This is a genomic window from Dietzia sp. (genome assembly GCF_036741115.1).
Taxonomy (GTDB): Bacteria; Actinomycetota; Actinomycetes; order Mycobacteriales; family Mycobacteriaceae; genus Dietzia.
Genome location: NZ_DAINST010000086.1, coordinates 1 through 11,898, shown reverse-complemented (window position 1 = coordinate 11,898; position 11,898 = coordinate 1). Strand labels below are relative to the sequence as shown.

Genomic DNA, 11,898 nt, shown 5'->3' with positions numbered 1-11,898 from the left:
GAGTTTGGAGCGTTCCGTGGCGAGCTCGCCCGCGTCCTTCTGGTGCCGAGCGTGCGCGGCCCGGGCGGCCTCGAGTCCGTGGACCGCCGCGTTCCGCTTCGCCGTCGCGAGGGCCGAATCGACCTCCTGTTCTTCCCCTTCGAGCCCCGCGACAGCGGCCTCCGCTTCCTCTAGCGCGGTGGTGAGGGCGGCATCGGCACTCTCCTCGCGGGCGGAGGCGAGCTGCTTTTCGACTTCCTCGATGTCGTTCTCGAGCGTCTCGATCCGGTTCTCGAGATCCCCGATACTCGTGCGCAGTTCCTTGGCATGCGCGGCCGCGACCGAGGCCGCAGCCGTGGCGCCGGAGAGCGCCGTCCGCGCCTCCTCACGTGCGGCGGCGAGCTCTGATCGGCGCTCCTTGGCGGCACTGATCTCGGCATCGAAATCGACCTCGGCGTCCGGTTCAGCGACGGATGCAGGTTCCACCCCGGCGGCGCCGACGGAGTGCGCCCGCGCACGCAGCTTGTCGACGCGCCCGCGCAGTTCCTCGGCCGTGGTGCCGGCGAGCTCGGACTCCCGCTGACCGCGGGCGGTGGCTACCTCCCTCTCGAGTTTCTCCCGGGAGCGGGACGCCTCGGCCGCCTCCTCGACGCTTGAGTACTCGCGTTCGGCGAGGAGCTTGGCAAGCTTCGACGAGGCCGAATCGAGTTCGTCCCTCGCGGACTCCGCGCCCACGGGAGGAGAGATCGCCACGGCCACCTCTCCGACCGTGATCCGAAGCGACTTCTCCGCGTAGCCACTCCACCCCTCCGCGGCATCGACGGCCTCGCCGTCCACACCGGCTTCGCCCCTACCCGAGATCTCGACCTTCGAGGACCCGGCGCGCAGCTCCGCCTCTCTGACCCGCACGTTTCCCTCGGCGGCGCGCAGGGACTCGACGTAGTCCTCATCCGCCGCGATCTCGGCGAGCGCGTTCTCCAGCTCGGCAATGCGCGCCGACAATGCATCGATAGAAGCGAGTCGCCCCGCGAGCTGCGAGAAGTCCCTCTGCAATTCGAGCGCCTCGACTGCGTCCTCGGCCTGCTTGGCCTCGGCCGCGCCTTCTTCTTGTGCCTTCTCCGCGGCGAGCCGCGCGGTCTCCCCTTCGGCCGCGCGCGCCTCTACGGCCTCGAACTCCGCTCGGGCCTTACGCAGCTCGCCCTCCAGCGGCCCCTTCTTCTCGCGCCGCGTGTCGGCATCTGCGACGAGGCCCTGCCTTCTCTCGGACTCGAGCAGCGCCGAGCGCTTCTTCTCTTCCGCGAGGTTCTTGCGGGCCTCGAACCGGGACCGCGCCTCCTCGGCCCGACGCAGCGCCTCCTCGGCCTTTTCCGCGCGCACGAGCTCCTCGCCGGACTCGGCGAGCATCGTCTTCTTTTCCTCGATTCGGGCGGCCAGGCCTGCGAGTGCATCGATATCCGCCTGCAGCGCGCGGGTGCCCTCCGCCGCGGCGTCCACCACTTTTCTCGCGTCGGCAGCCTCGTCCTCGAGCTTCTTGAGCTCCCCGATCGATCCACCCTTGGCCCCGAGGTAGCGGTCCCGCTCGGCCTTGACCGCCTCGAACAAGGAATCGTCTTCCTCGGGGCGCTCGTCCCCCGCCTCGAGGTCGAGCGCGCGTTTGAGTGGCCCGATTTGGTCGACGCCCTCGACCTGACCGGCGGGACGCTCCTGGTCGAGCCGCAGCTTTTCCCACAGCGAGAAATTCGCCGAGCCCTCTAGATGCGAAAGCACATACTCGTGCGCCTCTTCTCCGCGCAGCGCAGGCTTGACCGTCGAGAGGAATTCGAGAGTGGTCTCCCCTCGCCCCTTGAAGGTCTTCGAGTACTCGACCCGATCCTCGCCGAGCGTGAGCACCGCGGAAACGGAGAACGGACCGTCTGCGCCCTCGCGGACCGACTCCTGGAGGGCACGCTTCTTGGTGCCTGCGGGCGCCGAGATGAGGAAGCCGAAGGCCTTGAGCACCGAGGATTTCCCGGTCTCGTTGGGCCCCTCGATGAGCGTGATTCCGGACTCTCGGAACTCGATGCTCTCGTGGACGATGGCCTGGAAGTTCGAGATGTCGAGCCGGTGGAGGATCACTTGGAACCCGCCTTCCGCGAGAGCCGGTAGAGCAGCGCGAGCGCGTTCTCCGCCGTGCCGGCGTTATCGCCGCCGGCGAGCGAGATCTCCGTGAGATCCGTGGCCGCCGAACTCGCGTAGCCGGAGAAGAGCCTGGGGATGTCGTCGAGGTCCGGGCGCCGCGCCACGTGGGAATCACGCCGCACGTAGGCGGCGACGAAGAGATCGGCGAAGTACGCGACCATTTCGTCGAGCTCTGCGGCGAGCTCGAGCGTGAGCGTGCCCACGAGTGTGAGCTTGACGACGGTCCTGTCCTTGTCCGGCAACTCTTCGAGCCGTGCGCGCAGCGCTTCGATGTCCTCCGCGGAATCGACCGGGGCATCGATCCGCAGCATCGACCACGACCCCGTGACAAAAGGCTCGACGGTACCGCTCCCCGGCTCCAGCTCGACGAGGAGCGCCTTGCCGGAGTCCGTCTCTTTGTCGTCGAACGCCGTGACCTCCGGCGCGCCCGGGTACCAGACGCGCCCGGTGCTGCCCAGCGGTGTGACCGAGTGCCGGTCCCCCAGCCCTACATAGTCCACCTTCCCCTCCGAAACGAGTGCATCGAGCTCCGCCACTGCGAAATCCGCGCCGCCCGGCTCGGTCCCGGAGAAGACGAAATCCGTGCCACCGTGCAGCGCGAGGATACGTATCCCCTCGCCGACCGGGAGCGGGAATTCCGAGACGAGCTGCTCGAGATCGGCGGGGGCGGGATTCTTACTCACCACGGGAAGGCCGACGATGTGGACCCCCTCGCGCACCTCTACCGGCGATGAGTCGGTGATGACGTGGACGTTCTCCGAGGCGTGGCGCACGAACGTCTCGGAGGAATACACCGAGCCGGGGCCGAACAGATCGTGGTTGCCGGGAAGGAGGTAGACCGGCACGGAGGTCTTGCCGAGGGCGTCCAGCGCGCGAATCACGTACACGGGGGCGACCGAGTTCTCGTCGAACACGTCTCCCGTGACGAGGATGAATTCCGCGGCCTCGTTCTCCGCGGCGGCGACTACGGCGCGGATGGAGGCCAACCGGGCATCGTCGAAACTCGAATGCCTCTCCCCGAGTACGTGCCTGCGCATGCCGAGTTGCCAATCGGCGGTGTGGACGAACCTCACTGAGTTCATGCCAGCAACACTACGGGCGGCCTCCGACATTTCAGTAGGCCCGGCCTTCCCGTGCTTCGAAGCCATTGCCGGCGCCGCCCTCACCGTCCAGGCCGCCCTCCCCGAGCGCCACGTACAGATCCTCGAGATCGGCGAGAATCGCGAGCGTCGCCAACGTGTTCCCGCCGGCCACGGCATCGGCGAGTGCACGCGCGCTGGCGCCGTCGAGAAGATCGGAGACTGTGCCTTGCGGAGTCGGAGGCGCGGGCAGCGCCGGGTCGGCCAGCCAGAAGCCCATGACGTCGGAGGAGCCGATACGCCCGGCGCCCCTGCGCCGACCGCCGGCCGCCGATTCGGTCGCCCGCGGAGGGTACCCGCGGAGGCGGAAGAGGTCCTGTGGGTTCTTGTCGAGCCGCTCGACGAGCACCGCCACCGCCGCGACGATGTGCATGCACGGGCCGGGCTGGTCGGGGCACGTGCACGACAGCGCGCTTCCCTCTTCGAGCGGCGGCACGAGCCTCGCCGCGAGTTCCTCGGAGACGTTTCCCGACAGTGCCGCGGGCAGCCCGACCCTTTGCACCTCGGCCTCGATCCGCGGCACGTCGACAGGATTGGGCGGATCGAAGGACAGCACGACCTCGAACGGGTCCGGCTGGGAGCCCTGGACGTGGGCGAGCACGCGACGCCACCCGATCTGGACGTCGAGCACCCAGCGCGCCCGGGCCGCCGCCCTACCGTTGGTCTTCGCCGAGCGCCCCGCGCGTTCCTCGACGGCGGCGATCCACCGGCGCGACCAGTGGTGCGCGCCGAAATCCCCGACCTTCGTGGCCACCGGGACGCCGGGTCCCTCTTGCCCGCGGAAGACGCCGCTCATACCCGACTCCTCCGCCGAAGTTCGGGATGTGGGACGACCGAGGCCCGGTACGCGGAGCGGGTCGCCTCCGAGTCGCCGCGGAGCGCCACGAGATCGGCGAGGGCGTCGTCAGAAAGGGTGCCGAGTCCCAGCGAGCCGACGGTGAGCTCGCGCAGCCCCTGCTTGTGATCCAGAACATCGGCGATCCGCTCCTCGACGGTGCCCGGAGCCACGAGGGTGTAGACGTTGACGTCGCGCTCCTGTCCGATGCGGTGGACGCGATCGGTGGCCTGGTCTTCGACCGCAGGGTTCCACCAGCGATCGAGATGGACCACGTGGTTCGCGGCGGTGAGTGTGAGCCCCGTGCCTCCGGCGCGCAGCGAAGCGAGGAAGATCGGTGGGCCGTCGGGCCGCTGGAACTCGGAGACCATTCGTGCGCGCTCGCTCGCCGAGGTAAGGCCCGAGAGAAACGGAATGGGCTCGCCCGCGCGCCGGCCGAGGAACGGCAGGATCATGTCGCCGAACGTGCGGTATTGCGTGAACACGAGGACCTTTTCACCCGCGTCCCCCGCCGTGGTGAGGATCTCGTCGAGTGCCGCGAGCTTGCCGGAGCGGTGTTCCCCGCCCCGCAGTAGCGGCGAGCCGTCTGCGGCGTAGAGCGAGGGGTGGTCACACACCTGCTTGAGCGCCGTGAGCCCCGAGAGGATCGCGCCCTTCCGGCCGGCGCCGGATGCGTCCTTGACCTCGGCGAGCATCTCCTCGACCACGGCCTTGTAGAGCGCCGCTTGCTCTGCGGTGAGATAAGCGTCCACCCGGTACTCGAGCTTCGCAGGAAGCTCGACGACGCCGGGATCGTTCTTCGTGCGTCGAAGGATAAAGGGCGCGGCGAGGGAGACGAGCCGGGCGGCGGTATCGGTGTCCCCGCTGGTTTCGATCGGTGTGGAGAATCGCGAGCGGAACACCTCGGCCGAGCCGAACATGCGGGGATTGCAGTAATCGAGGATCGCGCGCATGTCCTCGAGGCGGTTCTCCACCGGCGTACCCGTGAGCGCGACGCGTTGGTCCGAGCGGAGCAGGCGCAAGGCCTTCGCCGCCTGGGCGTCGATGTTCTTGATGGTCTGCGCCTCGTCGACGACGACTCTACGGAAGTCGAGTTCGCCGAGCAGCTCGATATCGCGCACGGCGGTGCCGTAGGTGGTGAGCACGAGATCGCTTTCGCGCACCGCCATGGCAGCCTCGTCCTCGTCGAGGCGGCCGGGACCGTGGTGGACCAGGACGGAGAGTTCGGGAGCGAAGCGGGCCGCCTCCCCTGCCCAGTTCCGCACGAGCGACAACGGCGCGACGACGAGGGTGGGGCGATCCCCGTGCTCCCCGCGGTGCCGCTCGACGGACTCGAGGGCGAGGAGCTGGACGGTCTTGCCCAGCCCCATATCGTCGGCGAGGACCGCGCCGAGGCCGGCGGCGGCCATGCCGTGGAGCCAGCGCACGCCCTCTGCCTGGTAGTCGCGGAGACTCGCGGCGAACCACGGCGGCAGATCGCGGAGAAGCGATTCCGGTGAGGGGATTTCCCACGCGAGGGTGTCCGGGGCGTGGACGACCACGCCCTCGGCCTCTTCCGCCATGATCGATTCGACGAAGCGGCCGATCGCGGTGCGCGAACCGGCACCGTCCTTCCCGTCCGCCTTCGCTCCGTCCACGGCATCCGCCTCGGCCTCCCCTGCCTCGCGGGCGCGGGCCTTCTCGAGGAATGCCGCTGCGCGGCGCAGCGCCCCCGCCTCTGCACGCACCCAGCGGCCGCGGAGCTGGACCAGATCCGAGGACGCGGCGACCATGCGCTGCAACTCGGTATCGTCCACCGTCTCCCCGCCGACGAGGATTTCCCACTTGATCTCGCCGAGCTGACGAAGGCCCAGGCGAGCCTCCGATTCGACCGGCGCGACGGCGGGGGCGGCACGCACCTCCGTGCGCACACGGGTCCACGCGCGAGGGAGCAGCACCTCGATCCCCCGCTCCTGGAGTGCAGCGGCGCCGCCGGAGACGAGCTCGACCACGGCGTCTCCCGGCACCAGGTAGTCGACGCCGCCTTCCGCGGTCTCCGCGCCTGCGAGCGGCGGGAACGCGATCTCGGCGGTGCGGAGGATCCCGACGAGCACGGGGGCGACGAGTTCCGGATCGTCGAGCTCCGAGAAAGGCCGGATGCCCTCCGCCCCGATGCGGACGAGGACCTGGATGCGCCAGAGTTCCTCGGTGGGCTCGAGCACGCGAAACACCACGTGGACATTTGCGGCGCCCGCATGGGTCGCGAAATCGCGGGAGCGCGCGACCATCGGGTGGTTGCCCGCCAGCTCCGGGTCCTCCCCGACAAGCGCTTTGACGAACGCAGGCATTGACGGTCGCGCGAGCGAGCGGCGGCGCACCTCGGCATCGGCCACCCAGTCCGCGAACGCCGCGATCTCCTCGGCCTCCATGATTCCGACAAGCCGCGACACCGAACCGAGCCACGAGAGGATCTCCGGGCTGCGGACGAGTTCCCACCGCGCGACGAAGGACTCCTCCACCCTGACAACGGGCACCACCTGCGCCTGGCCCACGAGCTCGCGGACCCCCGCGGCGAGCTGTCCGAGCACACGGAGGTCCGGGCCCGCCCACGAGCCGGCGTCCTCCGCCGCGGCGAGCTCGAGCACCCGCAGAGCCGCCCCCGCCGCCAGGTACTTCCCCGGGACCTTCGCGCGCCGCCACGTGCCCGAGACGGGCGCGCGCACCTCGACTTTGTGGACCAGCCTGACGCCGGAGAGGATCCTCTCCACCTCGGCCGGTGGCCCAACGCCCGCGATGGCCGCGGGGTCCTTCGCCGGCGCGATCGACTCGGGGCGGCGAAGCCCGGTCTCGCACCAGAGCGCGAGCACACCGCCGTCGAAGGCCGCGTGGAGGCGGTAGATCGGCGAGGCCATCAGCCACCCCACCTTTCTCCGCGCACTCGGTGGTCCAGCGCGCGATTATCCACAGGCGCCGGCGCGTCCACAGGTGGGAGATCCGTACCGCCGGACGACAGGACGGAAGGAAGCACACGGGTTCGATGAGTTGCCATGAGAGCCCCCTCCCTTCTCCGCCCCGGCGATCGAGCAATTCGATCCGTTGGGCCAACCGCTGGGCCAATCGTTGAGCCAAACTCTGGACCAAACGCTAGGCCGAACTCTAGGCCGAACTCTAGGCCGAACTCTGGACCGACCACTGACCATGGTGCCCGGCCACTCCGACATTCCGTGCTGTCGGGGTCGAATCCCCTCGCCGCCGCCACTTTCCCCGCCAGTTCTGCCGTCGGCTCCGCCTTTCGCGCTGCCTTTCGCGCCGTCTCCTGGACGGCCTTCGCCATCGCGGCGACGCTGGCGTTTGCGGCGTGGCTCATCGTCGCCGGTCCGCCGGAGAATGCGGTGCCGGGCTCGCCGCCGCGGTCCGCCGTCATGGGACTGATCGACCGGATCCAAGAGGTGCCGGAGCGGCCCGACGTGCCCGGGTACGGGCGCGAGTGCCCCTCGCCGTGTTCCTTTGGCGAGGCGTGGAGCGATTCCACCGACGCACCGGGCGGGCACAACGGATGTCCGACCCGGCAGGACGTGCTCGCTCGCGACATCCGCGGAGCGACCAAGAAGCCCGACGACGCGTGCGCGCGCAGCGGCGGTATCCTCGACGACCCCTATTCGGGCGAGCAGATCGTTCTCGGCTCCTCGTACGCCGATATCCACATCGACCACGTCTTCCCGCTCTCGGCGGCGTGGGATCTCGGCGCCGCCACGTGGGAGCAGCGCCAAAGGGACCGATTCGCGAACGATATCGACGCGAATCTCATCGCGGTCTCCGGTCCGGCGAATGTCGAGAAGGGCGACAAGCTGCCCTCGGAATGGATGCCGCCGGGGCCGTGGCGCTGCTTCTACGCCGGGAGGATGGCGGTCGCCGCGGTGACCTACGAGCTCGCCATGCCTACCGCGGATCTGGAGGAAATGCGGACGGCCGCGGGCACCTGCCTCGAACGCTGATGCGTCGGAGGAGATACCCGCGGCCGTACGTGCTTGCCGGCTTCGGCTCTCGCTCTAGCGGAAGTTTCGGCGCTCTCCGCGGCGCTGCCCGCGGTCGCCGCCGCGCCCGCCGTCTCCACCGCGACCGCCATTGCCGCGGTATCCGCCGGAGCGACGATCGCCGCCGCGATCGCCGCCGCCGGAACGGTGCGAGCCGGGCCGGCCCGCGGGCGGTCCCTGATCCGGGCGGATGTCGATGGGCTGCCCGCCGACCACGATGCCCTTCATGTCCTCGAGCTTCGAGGCGCTCAGTGAGGACGGGAGCTCGACGAGAGTGTGGTCGAAGCGGATCTGGATGCGCCCGATATCGGAGCCCGAGAGACCGGCCTCGTTTGCGAGGGCACCCATGATCGAGCCGGGCTTGACCCCGGAACGCTTGCCCACAGCGATGCGGTACATCGAGAGGTTGCCGTTCGACTCGCGGTGCTGGCGATCGCCCCGGCCGCGGTCGTCGCGGTCGAAACGCCCGCCGCGGTCGTTCCGGTCCCCGCGGTCGTTACGACGCTGGCGCTCCGGCTCCTTCATGAGGAACTCGTCCGAGTTCCGCGACTGCGTCGCGAGCGCCGCGGCGATGTCTTCCATGGGCACGGCGTGCTCGGAGGCGTACTCGGTGACGAGGCGGCGGAACAGCGCGAGGTTGGAGTCCTGGAGCGATTCGGTGATCGACTCAGCGAACTTGACCATGCGGATCTCGTTGACGTCATCGACCGTGGGGAGCTGGATCTCCTGCAGCGACTGGCGTGTCGAGCGCTCGATCTGCGAGAGGAGGCGGCGCTCACGCGGGGTGACGAAGAGCAGCGCGTGGCCGCTCCGGCCGGCGCGGCCCGTGCGGCCGATGCGGTGCACGTAGGACTCGACGTCGTGCGGGATGTCGTAATTGACCACGTGGCTGATGCGCGGGACGTCGAGGCCGCGTGCGGCCACGTCGGTGGCCACGAGTATGTCGATTCGGCCGTCCTTGAGCTGGTCGATCGTGCGCTCGCGGAGGTTCTGCGGGATGTCGCCGTTGATGGGCGCGGCCGAGAAGCCGCGGGCGCGGAGGCGCTCGGCGAGCTCCTCGGTGGCCTGCTTGGTGCGCACGAACATGATCATCGCGTCGAAGTCCTCGACCTCGAGGACGCGGGTGAGCGCATCGAGCTTGTCGCGGTGCGGAACCACGAGGTAGCGCTGCTCGATCGTCGAGGCCGTCGCGGTCTTCGACTTGACCTTCACCTCTGCCGGATCCGTGAGGTACTGCTGCGAGATGCGGCGGATCGCATTCGGCATCGTCGCGGAGAACAGCGCGACCTGTGCGGCCTCCGGGGTGTCCTCGAGGATGCGCTCGACGTCCTCCTGGAAGCCCATCGTGAGCATCTCGTCGGCCTCGTCGAGGACGAGGTGCTTGAGGCCCGAGAGGTCGAGCGTGCCCTTCTCGAGGTGGTCGATCACGCGGCCCGGGGTGCCGACGATGACCTGGGCGCCGCGGCGCAGGCCCGAAAGCTGGATGCCGTACGCCTGCCCACCGTATATGGGAAGCACGTTGACGCCGGGGAGCTTGGACGAGTAGGTCACACAGGCCTCGGCGACCTGCAGGGCGAGCTCGCGGGTCGGCGCGAGGATCAGGGCCTGCGGGGAACGCTCGGCGTGGTCGATGAGCGAGAGGATCGGCAGCGCGAACGCCGCGGTCTTGCCCGTGCCGGTCTGCGCGAGGCCCACGACGTCGCGGCCGCCGAGGATCAGAGGGATCGTCGCCTCCTGGATCGCCGAGGGCGATTCGTAGCCCACGGCGGTGACGGCCTCGAGCACCTTGGGGTGCAGGCCCATCGTGGAGAAGGTCACGGCATCGCTGTCGGCGGCCGACTTCTCGGCCGCCGGCTTCTCGGCCGCGGGCTTCTCAGTGGCCTGCTCCTCGGAAGCCTTCGGCTCCACCGAATCGGCGTTGCTCTCGGCGGCGTTCTCTGCAGCGTCATCTGCCACGGGCTGGTTTTCTTCGGACATAAGGGTCTCCATTTCCGCACCGCCACATTCGGGAGGTGGGATTGAGGCCGCTCTCGCGCGGCCGGGATGTCGGTCTGATCGTCGACCGGATCCCCGGCCGCATTCGAGTTTCGAGATTCGAGATTCGGGGCCTCTCCGGCATGGCCGGCACCCTCGTGGAGGCGACGCATTGCGTCGGCTGTCCACTCTACTGTCGCATCAAGCGTTAGACATTACGCGTCGCGGACGCAAAAGGCGTGATCGCGCAGCTAGGCGGGTTCGAGTGACGGCGCCCTGCGCACCGGAACCCCGATCCAAGCGAGCCCGACGAGCAGGCACAGCGCCCCCGATAGGCCGAACGCCCAGTCGAAACCGAGATGGTCGACGATCACGCCCGCCGCGATCGGCCCGAGGATCGTGCCGCCGTCCTGGGCCATCTGGAAGCTCGACATCACGTTGCCTCCGGATCGTTCGTTTCCGATGACGTCGGCGACCACGGCCTGCTCCGCCGGATTGAGCAGACCCGTTCCTATCCCACCGATGATGGACAGCGCGACGAACAGTGCCTCGTTCCCCACGAATCCGAGTACGCCGACGCTCGCGCCCGTCACGAGGAAACCGACCACGATGAGCGGCTTGCGACCGATCGAGTCGGCGAGCCGCCCGGCGATGAGCACGACGAGAGCGGTGCCCACGGCGAAGCACGCGAGCGAGACGCCCGCGATCTGGGCTCCGTGGGCAAAAGCCTGGGCGGCGAACAGCGGGACGATCGCTACGCGCATGCCGAACGAGGTCCAGCCGTTTGCGAACGCCCCGAAGAGGGCGCCCACGTACTGCGGCTCCCGGATCGCCTCGGAGAAGGTGAGCGGGGGGAGCTCGTCGTGCCCCGGTTCGCGCCGTCCACCCTCGCGCAGGAACACCGCGACCACGATCGTCGCAGCGAGCAGAGCCGCGGCGTAGATGTAGAAAGGCAGCCGCATGCCGAGCGAGCCGAGGAGGCCGCCCATGATCGGTCCGGCGATATTTCCGATCAGGAAGGCCGATGCGTAGTAGCTGGTCACCCGCCCACGGGAGGCCGGCGGCGCGAGGCGGACGAGCAGCGCCGCCGCCGAGACGGTGAACATCGTCGAGCCGAGCCCGCCGAGCGCGCGGAACACGAGCATCTGCCAGTAGTTCTGCGCGAGACCGGTGAGCAGCGTCGACACCGCCACGATCACGAGGCCAGTCATGTAGACCCTGCGTTCGCCGAGCTTGTTCACCAGCGAACCACCGACGGGCGCGAACACGAGGCGGAAGAACGCGAACGCGCTCACCACGACCGACGCTGCGGTCACCGATACGTCGAAGGACCTCGCGAACTGCGGCAGCACGGGCGCGACGAGCCCGAAGCCGAGTGCCACGCAGAGCGCAGCGGCGATGAGTACCCAGAGATCGGCGGGGATCCGATCGCCCTGCGCGGCCGCCGGGCGTGCTTCGTCCCGTGGCGTCATGCGGAGACGAGGATGCGCGCGAGCACCTGGACGCCGAACTCCAGGGCGCTCACGGGAACGCACTCGTCGACGGCGTGGAAGTTCCCGAACACGTCGAAATCATCGGGCACCCGCAGCGGTACGAAACCGTAGCCGTCGATCCCTAGCGTCGCGAGGTGCTTATTGTCCGTGCTCGCCGGGAGGAGGTAGGGCACGACCACGCCCTCGGGATCGGCCTCCGCGATGGCCTCGCGGAAGCGGTCGACGAGAGGATCGTCCGCAGGCGCCGCGATAGGCGGGGTCCAGCGCCATTCGACCTCGATGTCCTC

General features: G+C 69.3%; 8 protein-coding genes. 1 reads left to right on the top strand and 7 read right to left on the bottom strand.

From position 1 onward, the window contains the following. The 4 genes from V7E05_RS12030 to V7E05_RS12015 all read right to left on the bottom strand — a co-directional run. Nucleotides 1–2,094: AAA family ATPase (locus V7E05_RS12030; RefSeq protein ID WP_333619889.1), on the bottom strand; the 2,094-nt coding region annotated here is incomplete at its 3' end. Continuing rightward, a complete protein-coding gene (locus V7E05_RS12025; protein WP_333619888.1) occupies nucleotides 2,091–3,239 on the bottom strand; it encodes a metallophosphoesterase in 1,149 nt (382 codons plus the stop codon). The genes V7E05_RS12025 and V7E05_RS12030, both read right to left, overlap by 4 nt. Nucleotides 3,240–3,270: 31 nt before the next feature. Next, nucleotides 3,271–4,092 (bottom strand): SWIM zinc finger family protein, encoded by an 822-nt coding sequence (locus V7E05_RS12020; RefSeq protein ID WP_333619887.1) that lies wholly within the window; start codon nucleotides 4,090–4,092, stop codon nucleotides 3,271–3,273. Beyond that, the gene (locus V7E05_RS12015) at nucleotides 4,089–7,022 is read right to left on the bottom strand and encodes a DEAD/DEAH box helicase (RefSeq protein WP_333619886.1); all 2,934 of its coding nucleotides are present in this window, start codon (nucleotides 7,020–7,022) and stop codon (nucleotides 4,089–4,091) included. The genes V7E05_RS12020 and V7E05_RS12015 overlap by 4 nt, the downstream gene beginning before the upstream one ends. Before the next feature lie 312 nt (nucleotides 7,023–7,334). On the opposite strand from V7E05_RS12015, the gene V7E05_RS12010 reads away from it, so the two are divergent. Next, nucleotides 7,335–8,105: an HNH endonuclease family protein gene (locus tag V7E05_RS12010; protein ID WP_333619885.1), complete on the top strand. Its 771-nt coding sequence runs from the start codon at nucleotides 7,335–7,337 to the stop codon at nucleotides 8,103–8,105. Nucleotides 8,106–8,159: 54 nt separating this feature from the next. Here V7E05_RS12010 and V7E05_RS12005 read toward each other — a convergent pair whose 3' ends face one another. The 3 genes from V7E05_RS12005 to V7E05_RS11995 form a co-directional block, all read right to left on the bottom strand. Continuing rightward, on the bottom strand, nucleotides 8,160–10,121 hold the full coding sequence (locus V7E05_RS12005) for a DEAD/DEAH box helicase (RefSeq protein ID WP_333619884.1): 1,962 nt from the start codon (nucleotides 10,119–10,121) through the stop codon (nucleotides 8,160–8,162). 248 nt (nucleotides 10,122–10,369) lie between these two features. Further along, nucleotides 10,370–11,590 (bottom strand): MFS transporter, encoded by a 1,221-nt coding sequence (locus V7E05_RS12000; RefSeq protein WP_333619883.1) that lies wholly within the window; start codon nucleotides 11,588–11,590, stop codon nucleotides 10,370–10,372. After that, nucleotides 11,587–11,898, bottom strand: a 312-nt coding sequence (locus tag V7E05_RS11995; protein ID WP_333619882.1) for a M20/M25/M40 family metallo-hydrolase, incomplete at its 5' end; no start/stop codon positions are given. The genes V7E05_RS11995 and V7E05_RS12000, both read right to left, overlap by 4 nt.